The organism is Rhizobium mesosinicum, from assembly GCF_019511345.1.
Taxonomy (GTDB): domain Bacteria; phylum Pseudomonadota; class Alphaproteobacteria; order Rhizobiales; family Rhizobiaceae; genus Rhizobium; species Rhizobium mesosinicum.
This window is the reverse complement of sequence record NZ_JAEUAK010000009.1, coordinates 180,481-201,400: the sequence shown is the minus strand read 5'-3', so window position 1 is coordinate 201,400 and position 20,920 is coordinate 180,481. Positions and strand designations below refer to the sequence as shown.

Here is a 20,920-nt window from a genome sequence, read left to right as displayed (position 1 = left end):
CCTCGTCAAGAGGTTGTCGTCTATGGGCGCGCGCCAGGTGTGAATGAAAAAGATGGTGGAAAGCACGGATAGCTTTCGAGCCAAATCGGACGGCAATGGCCGCGCCGGTGCGCAGAGTTAATCTATCAGTTTTTCCATCTGGAATTTTTTGATGCGGCCTGTCGGGCAAACGGTTACTCATTCGTCATTCGGAAAGAGGAGCTACCGATGCTTTATGCAATCCTTTGCTACGCCAATGAGGAAACCGTCTTCAACTGGACTCAGGAAGAAGAGGCAGCCGTCATGGGAAATCTCCATGCCGTGATCGAGCCGCTTGCCGCTGCCGGCAAGCTCGGCCCGACCGGCCGGCTAATGCCGACGACGGCCGCAGCGACCGTGCGCAAAGGTAGAGACGAGGCCTTCGTTGTCGATGGTCCGTTTGCGGAAACGAAAGAGGCGCTTCTCGGCTTCTATACGGTTGATTTCGAAACGCTGGATGAGGCGATCGCCTTCTCGAAACAGCTTTCGGCGGTCAATCCCGGTTCCACCTCTTACGAAATTCGGCCGTTCTATACCTTCAGGCCGGGAGAGATCGCATCATGACAGACATCGCCTGGATCGACCTCGCGCTTGCCTCAGCCCGGCCCAAGGCGCTGGGCGCACTGCTGCGCTACTTCCGCAATCTCGATACGGCGGAAGAAGCGTTTCAGGAGGCGTGCCTGAGGGCGATCCGGACCTGGCCGGAAAAGGGGCCGCCGCGTGATCCGACGGCCTGGCTGATCTTCGTCGGCCGTAACAGCGGCATCGACGCGGTGCGCAAGCGGGCGAAGATCCAGGCCCTGCCGGACGAGGATCAGATTTCTGACACCGAGGACGCTGAAAGCAACATTGCCGATCGGCTGGATGATTCCCATTATCGCGACGATATCCTGCGGCTTCTGTTCATCTGCTGCCATCCGGACCTGCCGGCCACCCAGCAGATCGCGCTGGCGCTGCGCATCGTCTCCGGCCTGTCGGTGACGCAGATCGCGCGTGCCTTCCTCGTCTCCGAAAGCGCCATGGAGCAGCGCATCACTCGGGCCAAGGCGCGGGTGGCAAAGGCTGGCGTGCCGTTCGAGACGCCGAGCCCGCAGGAGAGGGCCGAGCGGCTGATAATCGTCAGCACAATGATCTATCTGATCTTCAACGAGGGCTACAGCCAGGCCGATCCGGAACAGGAGGCGGCCGCCTTTAGCGACGAGGCGATCCGGCTGGCGCGGCTGATGCTGCATATCTTCCCCGCCGAGCCGGAACTAATGGGGCTGCTTTCCCTGATGCTCTTACAGATTTCGCGCCGGCAGGCGCGCTTCAGCGCCGAAGGTGAGATCGTGCTGCTGGAAGACCAGGACCGCTCGCTCTGGAACCAACCGTTCATCAACGAGGCGCTGGCGCTTCTCGACAAGGCGTTGCGTCACCGCAAGCCCGGTCCCTATCAGTTGCAGGCTGCAATTGCCGCCGTCCATTCCCGCGCCAAACGCGCCGAGGATACCGACTGGGTGGAAATCGATCTGCTCTATCGCGCCCTCGAACGTGTCCAGCCTTCGCCCGTCGTAACACTCAACCGGGCCGTCGTGGTTTCAAAGCTGAACGGTCCGCAGGAGGCGCTCGATCTCATTGAACCACTGGGCGATAAGCTCGACGGGTATTTCTATTATCACGGCCTGCGCGGCAATCTGCTGAAACAGCTCGGCCGCATTGCGCCAGCACGCATAGCCTTCGACCGCGCCATCGCGCTTGCGCACTCGGCGGCGGAAGCTGCGCATATCCGCCGGCAGATCGACAAGATGCAGGAAGAGGCGGCGCAGCCGGCGGCGAAATAAGCTCTACCTTCATGGGATGCCGCCTGCGACTTTCGGGGAATGGGCGTGGAAATCATCGATCCGTGGCGGGCATCGGTCCGACGGGGCCATCAACTTTATCGAACGATCCGTTCCAGAATTTCCGTTTGCTCCAAGCCCTGCCGGACCTTATCTCAGGGGCAAGTTCAACAGGATGCCGACCATGGAACTGGGCCTTTATACATTCGCAGACGTCAACCCCAATCCCTCCCGCAGCAAGGGCGTGGAAGGGGCCGAGCGGATCAAGCATCTGATCGAAGAGATCGAGCTTGCCGATCAGGTCGGGCTCGATGTCTTCGGATTGGGCGAACATCACCGGCCTGATTACGTGGTCTCGGCACCAGCAGTTGCGCTCGCCGCTGCGGCGGCGAAGACGAAGAACATTCGCCTCAGCAGCGCCGTCACGGTTCTTTCCTCCGACGATCCTGTGCGGGTGTTCCAGCAGTTTGCGACGCTCGATCTGATCTCCAACGGCCGGGCCGAAATCATGGCGGGGCGCGGCTCCTTCATCGAATCCTTCCCGCTTTTCGGCTACAATCTCGAAGATTACGACCAGCTCTTCGAGGAGAAGCTCGATCTCCTTCTGGCGCTGCGTGATGGCGAGATGGTCGACTGGAAGGGCGAGCTTCGCGCGCCGATCCAGGGACGCGGCGTCTATCCCCGGCCGTTGCAGGATCCGTTGCCTTTGTGGATCGCGGTCGGCGGCACACCGCAGTCGGTGGCGCGCGCCGGTGCGCTCGGCTTGCCGGTGGCGCTTGCCATCATCGGCGGCGAATATCCCCGCTTTGCACCACTGCTGGATCTCTATCGGGAAGCTGCCCGCCGTGCAGGGCAGGATGCGGCCAAGCTGAAGACAAGCATCAACGTGCACGGTTTCATTGCCGATACGACGGATGCTGCCGCGGATCAGTTCTACGGCCCGCAGGCCGAGGTGATGAACCGTATCGGCCGCGAGCGCGGCTGGGGTCCGACGAACCGGGCGCATTTCGATATGTCGCGCGGTCCGACCGGCAATCTCTTCCTCGGCGATCCGGAGCTCGTGGCCGAGAAAATCATTGCCGCCCACAAGGTTTTCCGCAACGACCGCTTCCTGCTGCAGATGGCGATCGGCCTGATGCCGCATGGCCAGGTCATGCGTGGCATCGAGCTCTACGGGACAAAAGTGGCGCCGATCGTCAGAAAGGCATTGACTGAGGCTTCCGAAGGCGCGAAAGCCACCGCTTGACGAAGAGCCTGTCGCTCTCGGGTGAAGCCGGAACGGGTCTATGGTTGTCGAGAACGACGAGGAACTTACAAAACTCAAGGATATCGGACGCATCTGCGCCAATGCCATACAGGTGATGGCGGCGGCCATGGAGCCCGGCATGACGACGCTGGAGCTCGACCAGATCGGCCGCAAGGTTCTGGAAGATGCCGGCGCGCGCTCGGCGCCGGAATTCTGCTATCAGTTTCCCGGTGCCACCTGCATCAGTGTCAACGAGGAAATTGCTCACGGCATTCCCGGCCCGCGTGTCATCCGCCCGGGCGATCTCGTCAATATCGACGTTTCGGCGGAAAAGGACGGCTTCTTTGCCGATACCGGCGCCTCTTTCGCCGTGCCGCCGGTCAAATCGCGGATCGAGAAGCTCTGCCGGGACGGTAAGCGGGCGCTCTGGGTCGGTCTCAACCAGGTGAAGGCCGGAGAGCCGCTGGCCAAGATCGGCAACGCCGTCGGCGCCTTTGCCCAAAAGAACCGCTATACGCTCGTCACCAATCTCGCGAGCCACGGCGTCGGCCGTTCCCTGCATGAAGAGCCGGCCGAGCTTTCAACCTGGCCCGACCCGTCCGAACGGCGCATGATGACCGAAGGTCTCGTCTTCACCGTCGAGCCGTTCCTTTCCCTCGGCGCCACATGGGCAGAAGGCGGCGATGACGCCTGGACGCTCTATGGCGATCCCAAGGCTCCAACGGTGCAGTATGAACACACTGTCATTGCAACCCGCAACGGGCCGATTATTCTGACATTGGCGGCTTGAGGGGGATTTCCCCTCGCTGTTGGAGGTCGATATGGCTGTTGCCTTCACCAAGGAAGAAAGCGCTGAAACCGCAGCGGAAACGCTGTTGCCGGACCGCGCGATTTCGCCTCATCCCAATCTCGTAACCGAAGCGGGATTAAAGGCACTGCAACTGCAGGTGCAGGAGGCCCGTCAGGCCTATGAGGCCGCGAGCGCGATCGAAGACGTCAACGAACGGCGGCGGCAGCAGGCAAGCCCTCTGCGCGACCTGCGGTATTTCGTCGAACGCGTCCGCACGGCGCAAGTCGTTCCCGATGCGGTGTCCAAGGATACTGTTGCCTTCGGAAGCACTGTCACCTTCAGCCGTGACGATGGGCGCGTACAGACATATCGCATTGTCGGCGAGGATGAGGCCGATCCGAAGGCAGGATCGATTTCCTATGTCGCGCCGGTTGCCCGCATTCTGATGGGCAAGGCCGCCGGCGATGTCGTCACCATCGGTGATCAGGAACTCGAGATTATCGAGATTTCCTGAGCGCCGCGCGCGTCTTGGGCGTGGCGCTCAAATTTATCACTGTCGAGAGGATGGATCAGGCAGCCTGAGGAAGGCGAGCAATGACCTTTATTTCGAAATCGAAGCCCGCCAGCCAATTCACGCCGACCGCCGTCCAGTTCGGATAGGGCGCTTCACCAATTTCCTTGGAGCGGATATCAGAGATCATAGGCCATTGCGCGGCAGGGTCGGTATGGAAGGTCGTGACGTCGACGACGTCGTCGAAGGTGGCACCGGCAGCCGCCAGCACGGCTTTCAGATTGTCGAAGGCAAGCTGCACCTGCTTTGCGAAATCGGGTTCGGGCGAGCCGTCTTCACGGCTGCCGACCTGGCCGGAGACGAAGAGAAGGTCTCCCGAGCGGATTGCCGCCGAATAGCGGTTGATCTCGTAGAGAGCCTGCCGGCCGGCGGGAAAGATTGCATCGCGTTTGGTCATTGTTTTCTCCTGTTTAGGCAACGTGGTGCCTTTCGCCGAGCATTTGCTCGTCGGTGGCGATGAGGCATTCGTGGGTAGGGGCCAGCCCGATGCGGAGCAATTGATATACGCTCCGTATGTGGATATAATCAGACATACGGTGCGTATGTCAATACGCATACGGAGCGTATGTGTTTTTTGGAGATAACGATGGCCGCAAAAACCCGAGCGCAGATGATGGAGGAGACGAGGGCGAAGCTCATCCAAGCTGCCCGAAAAGCCTTCGCAGCGAAGGGCTATGCTGCTGCTTCGATGGATGATTTGACCGCCGATGTCGGGCTGACGCGGGGCGCTCTCTATCACAATTTCGGGGACAAGAAGGGTTTGCTGCAGGCCGTCATCGACCAGATTGACGGCGAAATGGGAGAACGGCTGCGTATCGAACGTGACCGGGCGGAGACGGCCTGGCTCGGCCTACTGGCGGAATATACCGCCTATATCGAAATGGCTCTGGAGCCCGAAATCCAGCGCATCATGCTGCTCGACGGGCCCGCGGTGCTCGGCGATCCCTCGCAATGGCCCAGTCAGAATGCCTGCCTTCGAACGACGACCCAGACAATTCAGGCGCTGATCGATGAGGGTACCGTCAAGGCCATCGATGCGGAAGCTGCCGCGCGCTTGCTCAACGGGGCGTCGCTTAGTGCTGCTCTCTGGATCGCCGCCGTGGAAGACCCGCACAGCCTTCTGGCCAAGGTCGTCGAGGCTTTTCGTGATCTTGCGAGTGGGTTGCTGAAGACCTGACACCGACGAGGCGGCGGTTCACGCCGCCAATCGTCGATATGCCCTCAATCCCGTTGCGGGTCGGTCTTGCCGCCCTGCAGGATTTCCATGGCAGCGCGCTCCAAAATTCCGGAAATCCTGACGGCTTCGCTCGCCGACCAGGGATGGCGCATGCGTAGCGCCGAACGCAGCAACTGACGGGCGGCGCGGACGCTGCCGTCATCGCGGCCGAAGTCGTCGTCCTCGTCATCTCGCCGGCGCCGTCCGCCGCCGCCTGCCTGGTACTGCTCCGGATCGAACATGCGATTGACGAAGGCCATGCCCTCGGCAATGCGCTCCAGCTTGGCAAATGTCTGGTCGATCATGGCGCGGTTCTCTTCCACCTTCTGGCGACCGGCATCGGTGATCTTGTAGAGTTTTTTCGCCCCGTCGTTTTCCACTTCCGCCAGTCCGGTTTCTTCCAGGTAGGTCAGCGCCGGATAGATGACGCCCGGGCTTGGGACGTAAAAGCCGCCGGAGCGCTCCTCCAGCGTCTTGATCAATTCATAACCGTGGCTAGGGCGCTGCTCCAGCAGCGCCAGCAGGATTGTCTGCAATTCGCCGGCGGAAAACCGGCGGCCCATTCCCATGCGCATCGCTTCGCTGACGAAGCCGCCTCGAAAACCTCTCATAACACACTCCTTTGTTCGGATGTATCGTTCACTATGTCGTAAGACATATATCGTGAGATATGTCATTCAAGATGCCGCTGCCAGAAAATCTGTTCGCGAAATTGAAGAACTCATCAGAATTAGTCACTTGTGACGGCAATGGTGCAGCGCGATAAACGGCGCCATGTTGGCTCCCAATGACGACCGCCCGGTCAATCTCATCACCACAGCGCTCGCCGGTGCCGTCGCAATGGCGGCGGCCATGGGCTTCGGGCGCTTTTCCTTCACGCCGATCCTGCCTGGCATGATGGTCAGCGTGCCGCTTTCGGCAGCCGACGCTGGTTTTATCGCTTCTGCCAATTTCGTCGGCTATCTCGTTGGCGCGGTTCTGGCTGCTTACGGCTGGGCGGCGGGGCGCGAGCGGCTGGTGGCGCTGCTTTCCCTGCTTGCGACGGCAATTCTGCTGGCCGCTATGGCGGTAGTGAATTCGGTGATGCTTTTTGCCGTCATTCGTTTTCTGGCTGGTGTGGCGAGCGCCTTCACCCTGGTCTTCGCGTCCGCGATCGTGTTGAGCCACGGAGCAGCTGCCGGTAACGACCATGTTCAGGCGGCACATTTCGGCGGACCGGGGGCGGGGATCGCGATTTCCTCCGTCATGGTGTTTGCGCTCGGTTATGTCTTTGACGATGCAGCTGGCGGCTGGCGGGCGGACTGGATCGGCGGCGCGCTCTTCTGCCTCGTCAGCCTCGTCATCGCCTCGGCCTTGCTGCCCAAGGCGCCGGTCCGCAACGGGCAGGCAAAGGAGCCGCCTCTGGTCTGGAACCGGCCGATGGTGCTGCTGACGCTGTCTTACGGCTTTTTCGGCTTCGGCTATGTCATCACCGCAACTTTCCTGGTTGCTATCGCTCGCATGAGCGCGTCGGGGCCGATTGTCGAGTTCCTCTGCTGGTTCATTGCCGGGTTAACGGCAACGGTCGCGCTGTTCATCTGGAAGCCCTTCGTGCGGGTCCTCGGCCTTGGCGGTGTCTATGTCGCGGCTCTCATCATCGAGGCGATCGGCGTGCTTGCAACGGTGGAACTGCCGCATTCGGTGGCGCCATTGATCGGCGGCGCGCTGTTCGGCGCCACTTTCCTTGCCATCACCGCCTATGGATTGCAGATCGGCCGCCGGCTTTCACCGGAGAGCCCGCGCCGCATCCTGGCGCTGATGACGGCCGCCTTCGGCGTCGGCCAGATCATCGGTCCTGTCGTGGCCGGCTGGATCGCGCAGGTAACGGGAGATTTCGTGCTGCCGACCATTATTGCCGCAATCGTGCTGATTTTCTGCGCGGTCCTGGTCATGCCGGTGATGAAGAAAATCCCTTAAGTGGTTACAAGTGCGTAACAATGGGTTGAGCCCATTGCTGCTTTCTTCGAACTGCCTTAATTTCCGGGCATTCAGTGGTTCGCCACTCTTCGAGACTCCAGTTCAGGAAAGCAAATCCCCCCGTGTTTCATTCCTTCTTTCCCCAGCCAAAGGCGTTCTTTACTTCGCTCACAATCTGGACGCTGGCTGCGATTCTAGGCTGGTATTTCTTCGCCGCCGATCTTGGTGCTTCCCTTGGATTCACGCCGGTTCCCGAAGAGCAGCAACCGATCGATCTCTCGTTCTTTCTGCTGCCGGAAAACCTTTGGTTTTACGGATATTTTCTGGCGAGTGCTTTGATCTTTTGTGGCGCCTGGCATCTCAAGGCGATGAGCCACCCCTGGAAGATATGGTCGATCTGGGGATCGGCGCTGATCATCTTCGTGACCTATTTCAGCGTGCAGATTTCCGTCGTGATCAACAATTGGCGTCGGCCATTTGGCGACTTGCTGCAGAACGCGCTGGCGAAGAAGCCGGGTATTACCGTCGAGAACTTCTACGACCTATTTCTGGTTTTCGCGCAGATCGCCTTCCTCGCCATGTTCGTATCGATCATGACCGATTTCTTCACGAGCCATTATATCTTCCGCTGGCGGACGGCGATGAACGACTTTTATATGGCGAATTGGGAAAAGCTTCGCCACATCGAAGGCGCCTCCCAGCGTGTGCAGGAAGATACGATGCGCTTTTCCAGCACCCTGGAAGGTCTCGGCATCAATCTGATCAATTCGGTGATGACGCTGGTCGTCTTCCTGCCGATCATGCTGGCGCTATCGCATTACGTGACGAGCCTGCCGTTTCTGGGGGAGGTGCCGAACTCTCTCTTCTGGCTGGCTATCTTCTGGTCCGCTTTTGGCACTGTCCTGCTCGCTGTCGCGGGTATCAAACTGCCTGGGCTGAATTTCAAGAACCAGCGTGTGGAGGCGGCCTACCGCAAGGAGCTGGTTTACGGCGAGGATCATGCCGACCGAGCCCAGCCGCCGACGGTCCAGGAACTGTTCTCAAGGGTGCGGAGAAATTACTTCACGCTCTACTTTCACTATATGTATTTCAATGTCGCCCGCTCGTTTTACCTGCAGGCGGACAATCTTTTCGTCTATTTCTTTATGGCACCGACTCTCGTCGCCGGGGCAATCACCTACGGTATCTTCCAACAGATCGCGACCGCTTTCGGGCAGGTCAGCAATTCCTTCCAATATCTCGTCAACTCCTGGTCGACGATCATCGAACTGCTCTCCATCCACAAGCGTCTTCGGGCTTTCGAAGCCGCGATCGACAACGAGCCGCTACCTGAGATCGATCAGCGCTATCTGGAGCGCGAGGCCGGTGTCGTTCGCGCCGATGGCTGACAGCAACAAAAAGGGCCACCGAAACGGCGGCCCATCTTTTTCTGGATGCCCATCGCGGTAACGGCGACTGATGCAGGCCGTTGTTGAGTATCCAAGTTCATAAAAGGTATCAGACTCTATAACCCCGACGTCTCCTGTAGCCTGCCGCGAGCTTCGATCATCGGGATTGCTTCGGAATAGCTGACGCAGGCAACATCCGCTCGGTGGCAAACGTCGCTGACCAGCCTATCGAGCGCGCGCCAATAAGCGCCGGCGTTCATTTCCACGAAGTGGAAGCCCAACTGCAGCGGAATGCGGCTGCCGGCATATTGCTTGTCGAAGGCTTCCCTGAACGCGGTATAGGCGCGGTTCTCAAAGGCGGCGCTGTCGGCGGAATCCTCCTCGCCCTTGGAATGGCGGACGAAGAGATTGTAATCCATGCCGATAACAGGCTTTTCGTCTGGACCTTCAGGAATGAGCGGCAGGCCGAAGCGGAGGACGCCGTTTTCCTCGACGGGCATGGCCGGCCCCCTGGTGACGAGGCTTGCATCATAGGTGAAGCCGGCCTTCTTTTCGGCTGCGATCATGTCCGCGCGGCCACCTGTCGAAAGGTAAGGTGCGCGAAAACCCTTGATGCCATGGTCGACAAGATCCTGCCAGCCGGCAGGCTCTTCCAGCCCGACGCCCTTCCAGGCGCTCTTCAGCGTCGTCTTGAAAGTCGCGTACTCGGCTGACCAGTCCTCCTCGCTCCATTGTCTTCCGTCGAAATGGCCGCAGGCATGGCTGGAAATATCGTGGCCCTCGAGATGGGCGTGCCAGATATTGCCAAGGCGTTCGCGGATTTCGTCGTCGCTTTGCGCGAAGCCGACATTGGATTTTCCGCGTTTTTGATGCGGGGCCTGATATGCTTTCTTCGCCTCTCGGTTCATCAGGAAGGTACAGGAGAGGAAATAGGTGAAATGCGCGCCGTTCTTCGCCGCCATCTCGCGGCTCTTCTGCCAGAGCGCATTGTCGTGCGCGCCATCGAAAGAGATGATGACGAGCTGTTTCGGCTTGTCGGCGGCGCCAGCCGCGGCGGGAAAAATCAACGAGAGGGCAAGGGGGGCAGAAAAAATAGAACGAAACATGGGCACCGCGACAATTTGCATTGCGGTTTTCCTGTTACAGAAATGCGGCGAAGCTGCGGTCTTGCTGGCATTTTTCGCCGTCTGCCGGTAATTCATTGTCGACCGTCAAAATAGGAAAACCAGATCATCATGGCTCTGCTCGTCCTTAGCCTCATTCTCTTCCTCGGCCTGCATCTGATCCGCGTCGTCGTTCCGGGCTTCCGGCAGGCGATGATTGACAGAGTGGGCAAGCCCGCCTGGGTCGTCTTCCACTCGATTGCTAGCATCCTGACGCTGATCTTCGTGATCTACGCCTTTGGCGTCGCCCGCAGCGAGCCGGTCGGCATGCTCTACAATCCGCCCATGGGCATGACGCATCTCACCGTCGCCCTGATGCTGATCGCGGTGATCTGTCTGGTTTCCGGTTTCCTGCCGGCCGGCTATATCAAGACGAAGACGAAACATCCGATCGTACTGTCGGTGAAGATCTGGGCGCTGGCCCATCTTCTGTCGAATGGCGAGGCCTATTCGGTGCTGCTCTTTGCTGCATTCCTTGCCTGGGGCGTGGTGGTGCGCATTTCGCTGAAGCGACGCCAGCGCCGCGGCGAGATCACGCTGCCGGTCTTCGTTTCGTCCAAATATGATCTCTATGCCGTCATCGTCGGCGTGGTCGTCTGGGCGCTGATGATCTGGCGCGTTCACGAATGGCTGATCGGCGTAGCACCGCTGCCGATGCTTGCTTCGTGACGATTCTGCGATATCCCCCTTACAACGGCAGCAAAATGGAGTAGAAGGCCCGACAATGTGCGTTTTGCACTGTGTATGGGTATCCGCGGCCGGAGAAGAGAATGGCATTCAACGACGACAGCTTCATTCGTGAAGTCAATGAGGAACTGCGTTCAGACCAGATGAAGGGCGCAGTGCGCCGGTTCGGCCGCTATATCATTGCCGTTGCCGTTCTTATCGTGCTCGGAACGATCGGCAAGGTTGCCTATGAATACTGGGACAACAATGCTTCCTCAAGTGCCGGCGACCAGTTCCTGGCGGCGATGAAGCTCGCCGACGAGAACAAGACCGACGAGGCGCTGGCCGCGCTCGACAAGCTGGAGAAGGAAGGCCACGGCGCTTACCCGGTCCTGGCGCGTATGCGTGCCGCGACCGTTCAATCGCAGAAGGGCGACAATGCCGGGGCGATCGCGTCCTTCCAGGCGATCGCCAAGGATAAGTCCGTTCCGGCTGCCGTGCAGGATGCCGCCAAGATGCGCGCCGGCTGGCTGCTGATCGAGAACGGCACCTACGAGCAGGTTTCTGCCGCCATCGAGGAAATGGCCGTGCCGGGCAATGCCTTCCGCCATTCGGCACGCGAGGCGCTTGGTCTTGCCGCCTACAAGGCCGGCAACATGGCTCAGGCGCGTCAGTGGTTCCAGTCGATCGTCGACGATGTGGACAGCCCGCGCGGTGTTGCCAATCGTGCCCATATGATGCTTGATCTCATCACCGCATCCGGCAAGGCGCCCGCCGCGCAGAGCTAAGTTAGGGAAAAGAATGAGCTTTACGGTCGCCATCGTCGGACGCCCGAATGTCGGCAAGTCGACGCTTTTCAATCGTCTGGTTGGAAAGAAGCTCGCGCTTGTCGATGACACGCCCGGCGTGACTCGCGACCGCCGTCCGGGCGAAGCACGGCTTATCGACCTGCGTTTTACAATTGTCGATACGGCAGGCCTCGAAGAGATGACGGATGAGAGCCTGCAGGGCCGCATGCGCCAGCAGACGGAAACCGCCATCGACGAGGCCGATCTATCGCTCTTCGTCGTCGATGCCAAAACCGGGCTGACGCCAGTCGATACGGCACTCGGCGAGATGCTGCGCCGTCGCGGCAAGCCGGTCGTGCTCGTTGCCAACAAGTCCGAGGCGCGCGGTTCCGACAGCGGGTTCTACGATGCTTATTCGCTGGGGCTTGGCGAACCCGTGCCGATTTCGGCCGAACATGGGCAGGGCATGCTCGATCTGCGCGACGCCATCGTTGCTGCGCTCGGCGAGGATGTCGCTTATCCGTCGAAGGACGATGTCGCCGTCACTGACGTCGATCTGCCGCAGCTGACCGGTGAAGAGGGCGAAGAAGACGAAGAGCCCGCCTATGACGACACCAAGCCGCTGCGTGTGGCAATTGTCGGTCGTCCGAATGCCGGCAAGTCGACGCTGATCAACCGCTTCCTCGGCGAAGACCGGCTACTGACGGGGCCGGAAGCCGGCATTACACGCGATTCCATCTCAGTGGAATGGGATTGGCGCGGACGTACCATCAAAATGTTCGATACGGCCGGCATGCGCCGCAAGGCCAAGGTGATCGAGAAGCTGGAAAAGCTTTCGGTTGCCGATGCTTTGCGCGCCATCCGCTTCGCCGAGACCGTGGTTATCGTCTTCGATGCGACGATCCCCTTCGAGAAGCAGGATCTGCATATCGTCGACCTGGTGCTGCGCGAAGGCCGCGCGGCCGTGCTCGCCTTCAACAAGTGGGACATGATCGAGGATCGCCAGGCGGTACTTGCCGACCTGCGCGAAAAGACCGACCGGCTGCTGCCACAGGCGCGCGGCATCCGCGCCGTGCCGATCTCCGGCCAGACCGGCTGGGGGCTCGACAAGCTCATGCAGTCGATCATCGATACGGATCGTGTCTGGAACAAGCGTATCTCCACCGCCAAGCTCAATCGCTGGCTGGAGCAGCAGCAGGTTCAGCATCCGCCACCGGCTGTGTCCGGCCGCCGCATCAAGCTTAAATATATGACGCAGGTAAAGGCCCGCCCCCCGGCCTTCATGGTGTCCTGTACCCGCGCCGACGCCCTACCGGAATCCTATACGCGCTATCTGATCAACGGGCTGCGTGCGGATTTCGACATGCCGAGCGTACCGATCCGGATCCACTACCGGTCGCCGGACAATCCGTTTGAGGGCAAGAAGAAGCGAACCTAGTCAGGCTCGTCTTGGGCCATGCCGTGCAAGCCGGAGTAGGCTTGCCGGGGGCGCCGAGATTCAAGATGCGCTCTTATTCAGTGCTTCGCGCAGACCGATAATCTCCGCCTGCAGCCGTGCTAGTTGATCCGCGTCGCGGCCGCTTGCGTCGATGATGCAACCCGGGACGGTCTCAGCTCTTTCCTTCACACGCTTGCCTTCCTCAGTCAGGCGCAGCACGACGACGCGCTCGTCCTGTCTGCTGCGTTCGCGGCGGATGTAGCCTGCCGTTTCCAGGCGCTTGAGGAGAGGGGTCAGCGTGCTCGATTCCAGGAAGAGCTTCTCACCGAGGCCGCCGACGGTCTGGCCGTCTTCCTCCCAGAGGCAGACCATGGCCAGATATTGCGGGTAGGTGAGGCCGAGTTCGTCGAGAAGCGGCTTGTAGACTCGATTGAAGGCATGGCTTGCCGTATAGACGGCGAAGCAGATGAATGTGTCGAGTTTCAGCTGGTCAGACATGGTTCAATCTCCAAAACCACTGGATTTTATGTCGTGCGATAAATAATCGTATCCGCTTTTAGTGCATGGCAGCTATGCAATAATTTGTATCGCACGATAATCAGTCGTGTGCGATATAAAAATCGTGTTCAGAAAGAACGCAACGAACCCAAGAGGATACGACAATGTCTGGCATCAAGACCGCAGTTTCCGCAGCAGCAATCCTGGCAGTTTCCGCCGTTGGAGCGTTTGCCGATCCGGTACTGGAACCGACAACGCAGAAATTCATCGATAGCTTGGCCGGCTCCAAGCCGATCTACACGTTCTCGCCCGCCGATGCCCGCAACATTCTCGCCGGTGCCCAGAAGGGCGACGTGAAGAAACTGGCGGCCCAGGAAGAGGATAAGGTGATCAAGGTCGGCCCGACGGGCAGCGTCAAGCTGCGCATCGTTCGCCCTGAGGGCGCCAAGGGCACGCTGCCTGTCGTCATGTATTTCCATGGTGGCGGCTGGGTGCTGGGGGATGCTGACACACACGACCGGCTGGTTCGCGAAATCGCCAATGGCGCCGAGGCTGCCGTCGTCTTCGTCGACTACGACCGCTCGCCGGAAGCCCGTTACCCGATCGCTATCGAGCAGGCCTACGCGGCCACGAAATATGTCGCCGAGCACGCCAAAGAATTCCACGTGGATGCCAGCCGCCTTGCCGTTGCCGGCGATAGCGTCGGTGGCAATATGACTGCCGCCGTGACGCTGCTTGCCAAGGAGCGCGGCGGTCCTGCCATCGACCAGCAGGTCCTCTTCTACCCTGTCACCGACGCCAATTTCGACACCGGTTCCTACAATCAGTTTGCCAATGGCCCGTGGCTGACCAAGGAAGCGATGAAGTGGTTCTGGAATGCCTATCTGCCTGACGAAGCCAAGCGCAAGGAGCCGACCGCTTCGCCGCTGCAGGCGTCCCTCGATCAGCTGAATGGCCTGCCGCCAGCACTCGTCATCGTCGATGAAAACGACGTGCTGCGCGACGAAGGCGAAGCTTATGCCCGCAAGCTGTCGCAAGCAGGCGTAAAGGCCACGTCGATCCGCTATAACGGCACGATCCACGACTTCGTGCTGCTCAACGCGATTGCCGAAACACCGGCTGTTCGCAGCGCCATTTCTGTCGCCAACGATACGCTGCGGGCTTCCCTTCAAAAGTAAGGGTCAGTCAGCGGAAGAAAGAGGCCCGGCGGAATCGCCGGGTTTTCTGCTTCTTGGAAGGGATTTGGTGGCGTATTGCCACGCTTTCTTCCATTTCGGCGTAATGACGCCATTGGCGGCGCGGATATTGTTGATAAACTGCAGCGTAGCCGCTTCCCAAGAATATTGCACGGCAAGCTCGCGCGCCTTTTCCCGCGAACCGGAAAGCGCAGCAAGGCAGGCCGCCTGCAGATCCTGGTTCAGCGCACCGACGGTGCTTGCCTCGCCGATAATATCCAGCGGGCCGGTGACGGGATAGGCGGCGACGGGAACGCCAGAGGCAAGCGCTTCCAGAATGGTGTTGCCGAATGTATCCGTCAGCGAGGGGAAGACGAAGACATCGGCCTGCGCATAGGCCTTTGCCAGTTCTTCGCCGAATTTCACGCCGGTGAAGTGCACGTCCGGATAGCGTTCTTCGAGTTCGGCGCGTGCGGGGCCGTCGCCGACCACCACTTTCGAACCGGGCAGATCGAGATCCAGGAAGGCCGGCAGGTTCTTTTCCAGCGCGACGCGGCCGACCGTCATGAAAATCGGCCGGGAAAGGCCGAAGGGCTTTTCTTCCAGCGGCATCGGATGAAATTGCGTGGCATCGATGCCGCGGCTCCAGGGCATCAGGTTCTTAAGGCCCTTGGCGGACAGTTCACGGGCAAGGCTGGGTGTGGCCACCATGCAGCCGGCGCCGCCATTATGGAACCAGCGCACGAAGGCGTAGAGCCAGCTCTCGGGGATCGGCAGACGGGCCGACACATATTCAGGAAAGCGGGTGTGGTAGCTGGTGGAAAAGGGCATGCGCTTGCGGATGCACCAGCGCCGCGCCGACAGGCCGAGCGGCCCTTCCGTCGCGATGTGAACGTAGGAAGGATTGCGCTTTTCGATCTCGCGGGCGACGCGGCGGTACCAGGCGATCGACAGGCGGATTTCGGGATAGGTGGGGCAGGGAATGCTGGCGAAACGCTCGGGCGTCACCATCGACACTTCGACGCCCATTTTGGCCAGCTCGCGGTTGGTATTTTCGATCGAGCGGACAACGCCATTGACCTGCGGATGCCAGGCATCCGTGACGATCACCAGCCGCTCGGGCACGGCTCCGGCGGCATTAGCCCAACTTTCGCCGTTATACGAATTTGACGGACGTTGCAGCATGCTTCCATTTCCATCAGCGCCGCTTTGTTCTGGCAACGCACAACCCCTGGCGGGGTTCCGGAATGGCGATTCCCGCCCTGTTATTCTGGCGGAAGTGCATGATGGAAATATTACAGCCCTGAGCGTGTTTACAGGGCGTTATGCCGGGAGAGACCAGCAATCATGTCGGCGATGAATGGCCGGAAAGCATTTGCGCCTTGAAAAGGAACGGCGCCGGCGGGGAGGCCGGCGCCGCATTAAAACTTAGGCTGCAGCCGAAGCGGAATCGGAGGTCGGGACTTCCGAGATTGTCTTCAGAACCTGCGAAGCGATCTGGTAGGGGTCGCCCTGGGAGTTCGGGCGGCGATCTTCGAGATAGCCACGGTAGTCGTTCTTGATGAACGAGTGCGGAACGCGGATCGAAGCACCACGGTCGGCAACGCCGTAGGAGAACTTGTTCCACGGAGCCGTCTCGTGCTTGCCGGTCAGGCGCTTGTCGTTGTCGGGGCCGTAGACGTTGATGTGGTCCATCAGGTTCTTTTCGAACTGGGCCATCAGCGCCTCGAAATAGGCCTTGCCGCCAACTTCGCGCATGTACTTGGTCGAGAAGTTGCAATGCATGCCCGAACCGTTCCAGTCGGTGTCGCCGAGCGGCTTGCAATGATACTCGATGTCGATGCCGTACTTTTCGGTCAGGCGCTGCAGGAGGTAGCGCGCCATCCAGATCTGGTCGGCGGCTTTCTTGGAGCCCTTGCCGAAAATCTGGAATTCCCACTGGCCCTTGGCCACTTCGGCGTTGATGCCTTCGTGGTTGATGCCGGCAGCGAGGCAGAGGTCGAGATGCTCTTCGACGATTTCGCGGGCAACCGAACCAACGTTCGAATAGCCGACGCCGGTGTAGTACGGACCCTGCGGAGCCGGGTAGCCGCTTTCCGGAAAGCCGAGCGGACGGCCGTTTTCGAAGAAGAAGTATTCCTGTTCGAAGCCGAACCAGGCGTCCTCGTCGTCGAGAATGGTCGCACGGGCGTTGCTCGGGTGCGGCGTGACGCCATCCGGCATCATGACTTCGCACATGACAAGAACCCCGTTCGTACGGGCCGGATCGGGGTAGACGGCGACGGGCTTCAGCACGCAGTCAGAGCTGCGGCCCTCGGCCTGCATCGTCGACGAACCATCGAAGCCCCAGAGAGGGAGCTGTTCGAGCGTCGGGAAATTATCGAATTCCTTGATCTGCGTCTTGCCACGCAGGTTCGGTACCGGGGTGTACCCATCGAGCCAAATGTACTCGAGCTTATACTTTGTCATCGCGACTCTCTCTGCTGCGAACTTGAGCAAATCCTGAGGCAGCAGACGCAAGGGTGCGCTCTCCCGCCAGGGGATGTCTCTTGTAAAGCACGTAGCGTGCCAGATCGGGCGGTCGACATAAAAAATTTACGAATCATCCTGCCAACGCCATTTCGGAGTGGAAGCGGCAGGCGGCTGAAGAGTGCCGGTATGCAGCTATCCCGCTTCCAGATGAGCATTTTCCGCGTTGGAACCAGATCAAAATTCCGGCGTTGAGCCCGATGGATGAAGTTTTAAACAAATCAGCGGAAGCTTAATCAGGAAATGCTGCATGGAGCGACTATAATGGCGACGTTGCCTGTATCTTGTGCAATTTGCATAAACTATGTGCATTGTGCTATTGTTTCGACCGTGAATGTTGATAGGCCGAGCGAAGAAAGGCTATCTCATGGCAATCGGTTTCCATCGTGAATCCGCGACAATATACCAGTTTCCCATTAAGGCCGTTCAGGCGCAGAGTCGCTTCGAGCGCTTTCGCATGATGGAGCGGGAGGCCGCTGATGTGTGTGACGCTGCGCTCGACAGCTGCTGGTCTCACGATGAAGCCGTTCGCAGCGACGACAAGAAGCCCCATTCCTGATCTGAGGATCGAAGACGACTGACCGCTTAGGCGGGGGCGAGCCTGCGCGTGGCCGGCGATAAGCGACATGCGCAGGCTTCAATCACGATATCAGAGGCCGAGCTTTTCCTTCGGCACGAGTGCGCCATGCTCGCTGACCACGCGGGCAGCGATTTTGGCTCCGAAGCGAGCTGCTGCCGGGGCGTCCCGGTTCTCCAGATAATGAGCAAGGAATGCGCCGTTGAAACTGTCGCCGGCACTGGTCGTGTCGACCACCGTTTCGACCTTTTCCGCCGGCACGTAAGCTTTCTCGTTGGCGAAGCTCAGTGTTGCACCTTCCGCACCGTTCTTGACAACGACATGTGAGGCGCCGAGCGCAAGATAGCGTTCGATGGTGGCCTCGATGGAGGCGTCTCCGAAATGGGCAACCTCGTCGTCGAAGCTCGGCATGACAAGCGAAGAGGCACGGCCGCCTTCGCTGATCGTCGTGTGCATTATATCGTAACTCGACCAGAGGCGGGGGCGGATGTTTGGATCGAAGACAACGAACTTGCCGACTGCCTTGGCGCGGCGGATTTCGGCAAGCAGCGTTTCGGTGTCGTCGAGGGGAAGGATGGCGAGCGTGATGCCGGAGAAATAGATCACGTCAGCACTTTCCACTGCCTCGCGCAGGCGGTCAGGATCGGCAGCGAGGCTGCGGGCGGCGGAACTGTCGCGCCAGTAGCTGAAGGATCGTTCGCCGTTCCTCAGATTGATCATGTAGAGGCCGGGCGTCTTGCCCTTGATGCGCCGGATGAGATTCGTGCCGATTTTGGCTTTGCTCATGAAGGCGACCATCTCGTCGGACATTGGATCATCGCCGAGCGCGGTGAAATAATCGACCGACCAGGCTGGGGGCAGGCAGGCGCGAGCATACCATGCGGTGTTGAAAGTATCGCCGGCAAAGCCTTTCCGCAGGAGGCCTTCACCCGCCTGCGAGAGCTCCACCATGCATTCGCCGATCGACAGAAACCGTCCGCTCAAACTTTCCTCCCGGGTTTGTCTGCTCTTGCGGATACGCGAAGAGGCGGAGTGAGACAAGTCGAGGAGAGCGGAAAGTCCATCGCCCCTGTGTCGGGGCGATGGCGAATTCAGTTCAGGGCCTGTCCATATGATAGCAGGCAGCCGTCTGGCCGGGACGCACCAGTTCCGTCGGCGGCATCTCGGTGCGGCAAATGTCCGTCGCCTTCCAGCAGCGCGGCGAGAAGACGCAGCCCTTTGGCGGGTTGAGCGGCGAGGGCGGGTCTCCCTGCAGGCGGATGCGCGTGCGCTGGCGCGCGAGTTTCGGATCCGGGATCGGAGCCGCGGAGAAGAGTGCCTGCGTGTAGGGATGGGCCGGATGTTCGAACACCGTCGCGCAGTCGCCGGCCTCCACGACCTTGCCGAGATAGAGCACCAGTACGTCATCCGAGATCAGGCGCACGACCGAGAGGTCGTGGCTGATGAAGATCAGCGTCAGTCCGAACTCCTTGCGCAGCTTGCGAAGCAGGGTGATGACCTGACCCTGGATCGACACGTCGAGGGCCGAGACCGGCTCGTCGCAGATGATCAGCTTCGGCCGGGTGACGACGGCACGGGCAATGCCGATACGTTGCGCCTGACCGCCGGAGAACTCGTGCGGATAGCGGTTGATCATCTCAGGCACCAGACCGACGGCTGCCATGATTTCTCGCACGCGCTCGAGACGCTGAGCTTTCGTCAGCTTCGGCTCGAAGACGGTAAGCGGCTCGGCAATGATGTCGCCGACTGTCATGCGCGGATCGAGCGAGGCGATCGGATCCTGGAAGATGATCTGCATGTCGCGGCGTGCGGCACGCATTTCCTCGTCCGTCAGGTCGAGCAGGTTGCGGCCCTGCCAGAGGATGCGCCCCTTCTGCGACTTCAGAAGCCGCAGGATCGAGCGGCCCAGCGTCGACTTCCCGCAGCCGGATTCGCCGACGATGCCGAGCGTGCGGCCCTCGGCGAGATCGAAACTGACATTGTTGACTGCCGTCAGCATCAGCGGCGGCTTGAAGAAGGATTTGGAGGGAATCTCGAACTGGGTCGTCAGGTTCTCGACTCTCAAAAGCGAGCGTTCAGCCATGGCTCAGCAACTCCTCGCGGCGGGGGAAGGGGTGGAAGCAGGCGGCACAATGATTTGCCCCCAGTGGTTCGAGCTGCGGCGGCCGGTCGATGCAATCGTCCTGGACCTGCGAACAGCGTGGCGAGAAGTTGCAGCCTTTCGGCAGGTGCTGCAGGTTTGGCGGCCGCCCGGGGATGACAACGAGATCGTCGACATCCTGATCCGGGCGGGGGATCGAGGCGTGCAGCGCTGCGGTGTAGGGGTGAGCCGGATTGTCGAAAAGTTCGTCAACCGGGGCTTCCTCGACGATGCGGCCGGCATACATGACGGCCACTTTATCGGCGAGGCCCGCCACGACGCCGAGGTCGTGGGTGATCATGATGAGAGCGGTGTTCATCTCCGCCGTCAGATCGTTGAAGAGATCGAGGATCTGCGCCTGAATGGTGACGTCGAGCGCCGTGGTCGGCTCGTCAGCGATCAGCAGTTTCGGCTTGGTGAGCAGTGCCATGGCGATGACGATGCGCTGGCGCATGCCGCCCGAAAGCTCGTGCGGATAGAGATTGAAGCGCCGCATCGGGTCAGGAATGCCGACGCGCTTCAGCATGTCGAGCGCCTCGGCGGATGCAGCCTTGGCGGTAAAGCCGCGATGGATCTCGAGTTGTTCCGTCAGTTGCCGGGAAATCCTCAGAGACGGGTTGAGCGCAGTCATGGGATCCTGGAAGACCATCGCCATGTCCTTGCCGCGAACGCGGTCAAGTTCGCGCGGCTTCAGGGACAATACGTCGTTGCCTTCGAGCAGGGCCTGGCCGGTCGTTCTTCCGTTCTTGGCAAGCAGGCCCATGATGCCGAGGAAGGTCTGGCTCTTGCCGGAACCGGACTCACCGACGATGGCAATGCGCTCGCCCCGGCGAACCGTCAGGTTCATGTTGGAGACTGCCTTCACCTGCCCCTCTGGGGTCCCGAAGGTGATCGAGTAATCCCTCAGTTCGAGAAGCGTATCTTTTTGTTTTTCTTGAGACATC

The 20,920-nt window shown here is 60.1% G+C and carries 22 protein-coding genes; 13 read left to right on the top strand and 9 right to left on the bottom strand.

Annotation, left to right across the window (positions count from 1 at the left end):
* Positions 1 to 207 precede the first annotated feature (207 nt).
* The 5 genes from JNB85_RS22485 (at position 208) to greA (ending at position 4,385) form a co-directional block, all read left to right on the top strand.
* Positions 208 to 582 carry a YciI family protein gene (locus JNB85_RS22485; protein WP_220336500.1) on the top strand — a complete coding sequence of 125 codons (375 nt, stop codon included), beginning with the start codon at positions 208 to 210 and terminating at the stop codon, positions 580 to 582.
* On the top strand, positions 579 to 1,838 hold the full coding sequence (locus JNB85_RS22480; protein ID WP_220336499.1) for an RNA polymerase sigma factor: 1,260 nt from the start codon (positions 579 to 581) through the stop codon (positions 1,836 to 1,838). Before JNB85_RS22485 ends, JNB85_RS22480 begins: the two co-directional genes overlap by 4 nt.
* A gap of 181 nt (positions 1,839 to 2,019) precedes the next feature.
* Positions 2,020 to 3,081 (top strand): LLM class flavin-dependent oxidoreductase, encoded by a 1,062-nt coding sequence (locus JNB85_RS22475; protein ID WP_220336498.1) that lies wholly within the window; start codon positions 2,020 to 2,022, stop codon positions 3,079 to 3,081.
* A 40-nt stretch (positions 3,082 to 3,121) separates the two neighbouring features.
* Positions 3,122 to 3,871, top strand: a complete 750-nt coding sequence (map, locus tag JNB85_RS22470; RefSeq protein ID WP_183825880.1) for a type I methionyl aminopeptidase — start codon at positions 3,122 to 3,124, stop codon at positions 3,869 to 3,871.
* Between the two features lie 31 nt (positions 3,872 to 3,902).
* Complete coding sequence (gene greA / locus JNB85_RS22465; protein ID WP_220336497.1) at positions 3,903 to 4,385, top strand: transcription elongation factor GreA; 483 nt, start codon at positions 3,903 to 3,905, stop codon at positions 4,383 to 4,385.
* 55 nt (positions 4,386 to 4,440) lie between these two features.
* On the opposite strand, the gene JNB85_RS22460 is transcribed toward greA, so the two are convergent.
* Complete coding sequence (locus JNB85_RS22460; RefSeq protein ID WP_220336496.1) at positions 4,441 to 4,839, bottom strand: RidA family protein; 399 nt, start codon at positions 4,837 to 4,839, stop codon at positions 4,441 to 4,443.
* Between the two features lie 189 nt (positions 4,840 to 5,028).
* Between JNB85_RS22460 and JNB85_RS22455 the strand changes: the two genes are divergently transcribed.
* On the top strand, positions 5,029 to 5,619 hold the full coding sequence (locus JNB85_RS22455) for a TetR/AcrR family transcriptional regulator (protein ID WP_220336495.1): 591 nt from the start codon (positions 5,029 to 5,031) through the stop codon (positions 5,617 to 5,619).
* 44 nt (positions 5,620 to 5,663) lie between these two features.
* On the opposite strand, the gene JNB85_RS22450 is transcribed toward JNB85_RS22455, so the two are convergent.
* A complete protein-coding gene (locus JNB85_RS22450; protein WP_220336494.1) occupies positions 5,664 to 6,269 on the bottom strand; it encodes a PadR family transcriptional regulator in 606 nt (201 codons plus the stop codon).
* A 163-nt stretch (positions 6,270 to 6,432) separates the two neighbouring features.
* Here JNB85_RS22450 and JNB85_RS22445 point away from each other — a divergent pair, with 163 nt between their 5' ends.
* Positions 6,433 to 7,614, top strand: a complete 1,182-nt coding sequence (locus tag JNB85_RS22445; protein WP_220336493.1) for a YbfB/YjiJ family MFS transporter — start codon at positions 6,433 to 6,435, stop codon at positions 7,612 to 7,614.
* Positions 7,615 to 7,736: 122 nt separating this feature from the next.
* Positions 7,737 to 9,002, top strand: coding sequence for a peptide antibiotic transporter SbmA (gene sbmA / locus JNB85_RS22440; protein WP_220336492.1), 1,266 nt, complete (start codon positions 7,737 to 7,739; stop codon positions 9,000 to 9,002).
* A gap of 116 nt (positions 9,003 to 9,118) precedes the next feature.
* Here sbmA and JNB85_RS22435 read toward each other — a convergent pair whose 3' ends face one another.
* A complete protein-coding gene (locus tag JNB85_RS22435; protein ID WP_220336570.1) occupies positions 9,119 to 10,108 on the bottom strand; it encodes a polysaccharide deacetylase family protein in 990 nt (329 codons plus the stop codon).
* Positions 10,109 to 10,237: 129 nt separating this feature from the next.
* Here JNB85_RS22435 and JNB85_RS22430 point away from each other — a divergent pair, with 129 nt between their 5' ends.
* The 3 genes from JNB85_RS22430 to der all read left to right on the top strand — a co-directional run bounded on the left by JNB85_RS22430 (position 10,238) and on the right by der (position 13,057).
* Positions 10,238 to 10,834 carry an NnrU family protein gene (locus tag JNB85_RS22430; RefSeq protein ID WP_220336491.1) on the top strand — a complete coding sequence of 199 codons (597 nt, stop codon included), beginning with the start codon at positions 10,238 to 10,240 and terminating at the stop codon, positions 10,832 to 10,834.
* A 101-nt stretch (positions 10,835 to 10,935) separates the two neighbouring features.
* On the top strand, positions 10,936 to 11,619 hold the full coding sequence (locus tag JNB85_RS22425; RefSeq protein WP_220336490.1) for a tetratricopeptide repeat protein: 684 nt from the start codon (positions 10,936 to 10,938) through the stop codon (positions 11,617 to 11,619).
* Between the two features lie 13 nt (positions 11,620 to 11,632).
* Positions 11,633 to 13,057, top strand: a complete 1,425-nt coding sequence (der, locus tag JNB85_RS22420; protein WP_220336489.1) for a ribosome biogenesis GTPase Der — start codon at positions 11,633 to 11,635, stop codon at positions 13,055 to 13,057.
* 60 nt (positions 13,058 to 13,117) lie between these two features.
* Here der and JNB85_RS22415 read toward each other — a convergent pair whose 3' ends face one another.
* On the bottom strand, positions 13,118 to 13,555 hold the full coding sequence (locus JNB85_RS22415) for a MarR family winged helix-turn-helix transcriptional regulator (RefSeq protein WP_220336488.1): 438 nt from the start codon (positions 13,553 to 13,555) through the stop codon (positions 13,118 to 13,120).
* Between the two features lie 164 nt (positions 13,556 to 13,719).
* Here JNB85_RS22415 and JNB85_RS22410 point away from each other — a divergent pair, with 164 nt between their 5' ends.
* A complete protein-coding gene (locus tag JNB85_RS22410) occupies positions 13,720 to 14,733 on the top strand; it encodes an alpha/beta hydrolase (protein WP_220336487.1) in 1,014 nt (337 codons plus the stop codon).
* A 3-nt stretch (positions 14,734 to 14,736) separates the two neighbouring features.
* Here the strand turns inward: JNB85_RS22410 and JNB85_RS22405 are convergent, their stop codons facing one another.
* Positions 14,737 to 15,915: a glycosyltransferase family 4 protein gene (locus tag JNB85_RS22405; protein ID WP_220336486.1), complete on the bottom strand. Its 1,179-nt coding sequence runs from the start codon at positions 15,913 to 15,915 to the stop codon at positions 14,737 to 14,739.
* 243 nt (positions 15,916 to 16,158) lie between these two features.
* Positions 16,159 to 17,199 carry a glutamine synthetase beta-grasp domain-containing protein gene (locus tag JNB85_RS22400; RefSeq protein ID WP_220336485.1) on the bottom strand — a complete coding sequence of 347 codons (1,041 nt, stop codon included), beginning with the start codon at positions 17,197 to 17,199 and terminating at the stop codon, positions 16,159 to 16,161.
* 427 nt (positions 17,200 to 17,626) lie between these two features.
* Here JNB85_RS22400 and JNB85_RS22395 point away from each other — a divergent pair, with 427 nt between their 5' ends.
* Positions 17,627 to 17,818 carry a DUF2735 domain-containing protein gene (locus JNB85_RS22395; RefSeq protein WP_220336484.1) on the top strand — a complete coding sequence of 64 codons (192 nt, stop codon included), beginning with the start codon at positions 17,627 to 17,629 and terminating at the stop codon, positions 17,816 to 17,818.
* Between the two features lie 90 nt (positions 17,819 to 17,908).
* Here the strand turns inward: JNB85_RS22395 and JNB85_RS22390 are convergent, their stop codons facing one another.
* From JNB85_RS22390 to JNB85_RS22380, 3 genes are all read right to left on the bottom strand, one after another.
* Positions 17,909 to 18,820 (bottom strand): sugar kinase, encoded by a 912-nt coding sequence (locus JNB85_RS22390; protein WP_220336483.1) that lies wholly within the window; start codon positions 18,818 to 18,820, stop codon positions 17,909 to 17,911.
* 112 nt (positions 18,821 to 18,932) lie between these two features.
* Positions 18,933 to 19,919 (bottom strand): ABC transporter ATP-binding protein, encoded by a 987-nt coding sequence (locus tag JNB85_RS22385; RefSeq protein ID WP_183741226.1) that lies wholly within the window; start codon positions 19,917 to 19,919, stop codon positions 18,933 to 18,935.
* Positions 19,912 to 20,919, bottom strand: a complete 1,008-nt coding sequence (locus JNB85_RS22380) for an ABC transporter ATP-binding protein (RefSeq protein WP_220336482.1) — start codon at positions 20,917 to 20,919, stop codon at positions 19,912 to 19,914. The genes JNB85_RS22385 and JNB85_RS22380 overlap by 8 nt, the downstream gene beginning before the upstream one ends.
* Between the last annotated feature and the right edge of the window lies 1 nt (position 20,920).

Coding starts and splice junctions, on each gene's coding strand:
- JNB85_RS22485 (WP_220336500.1), top strand. CDS start 208: ATGCTTTATGCAATCCTTTGCTACGCCAATGAGGAAACCGTCTTCAAC.
- JNB85_RS22480 (WP_220336499.1), top strand. CDS start 579: ATGACAGACATCGCCTGGATCGACCTCGCGCTTGCCTCAGCCCGGCCC.
- JNB85_RS22475 (WP_220336498.1), top strand. CDS start 2,020: ATGGAACTGGGCCTTTATACATTCGCAGACGTCAACCCCAATCCCTCC.
- map (WP_183825880.1), top strand. CDS start 3,122: ATGGTTGTCGAGAACGACGAGGAACTTACAAAACTCAAGGATATCGGA.
- greA (WP_220336497.1), top strand. CDS start 3,903: ATGGCTGTTGCCTTCACCAAGGAAGAAAGCGCTGAAACCGCAGCGGAA.
- JNB85_RS22460 (WP_220336496.1), bottom strand. CDS start 4,839: ATGACCAAACGCGATGCAATCTTTCCCGCCGGCCGGCAGGCTCTCTAC.
- JNB85_RS22455 (WP_220336495.1), top strand. CDS start 5,029: ATGGCCGCAAAAACCCGAGCGCAGATGATGGAGGAGACGAGGGCGAAG.
- JNB85_RS22450 (WP_220336494.1), bottom strand. CDS start 6,269: ATGAGAGGTTTTCGAGGCGGCTTCGTCAGCGAAGCGATGCGCATGGGA.
- JNB85_RS22445 (WP_220336493.1), top strand. CDS start 6,433: ATGTTGGCTCCCAATGACGACCGCCCGGTCAATCTCATCACCACAGCG.
- JNB85_RS22435 (WP_220336570.1), bottom strand. CDS start 10,108: ATGTTTCGTTCTATTTTTTCTGCCCCCCTTGCCCTCTCGTTGATTTTT.
- JNB85_RS22430 (WP_220336491.1), top strand. CDS start 10,238: ATGGCTCTGCTCGTCCTTAGCCTCATTCTCTTCCTCGGCCTGCATCTG.
- JNB85_RS22425 (WP_220336490.1), top strand. CDS start 10,936: ATGGCATTCAACGACGACAGCTTCATTCGTGAAGTCAATGAGGAACTG.
- der (WP_220336489.1), top strand. CDS start 11,633: ATGAGCTTTACGGTCGCCATCGTCGGACGCCCGAATGTCGGCAAGTCG.
- JNB85_RS22415 (WP_220336488.1), bottom strand. CDS start 13,555: ATGTCTGACCAGCTGAAACTCGACACATTCATCTGCTTCGCCGTCTAT.
- JNB85_RS22410 (WP_220336487.1), top strand. CDS start 13,720: ATGTCTGGCATCAAGACCGCAGTTTCCGCAGCAGCAATCCTGGCAGTT.
- JNB85_RS22405 (WP_220336486.1), bottom strand. CDS start 15,915: ATGCTGCAACGTCCGTCAAATTCGTATAACGGCGAAAGTTGGGCTAAT.
- JNB85_RS22400 (WP_220336485.1), bottom strand. CDS start 17,199: ATGACAAAGTATAAGCTCGAGTACATTTGGCTCGATGGGTACACCCCG.
- JNB85_RS22395 (WP_220336484.1), top strand. CDS start 17,627: ATGGCAATCGGTTTCCATCGTGAATCCGCGACAATATACCAGTTTCCC.
- JNB85_RS22385 (WP_183741226.1), bottom strand. CDS start 19,919: ATGGCTGAACGCTCGCTTTTGAGAGTCGAGAACCTGACGACCCAGTTC.
- JNB85_RS22380 (WP_220336482.1), bottom strand. CDS start 20,919: ATGTCTCAAGAAAAACAAAAAGATACGCTTCTCGAACTGAGGGATTAC.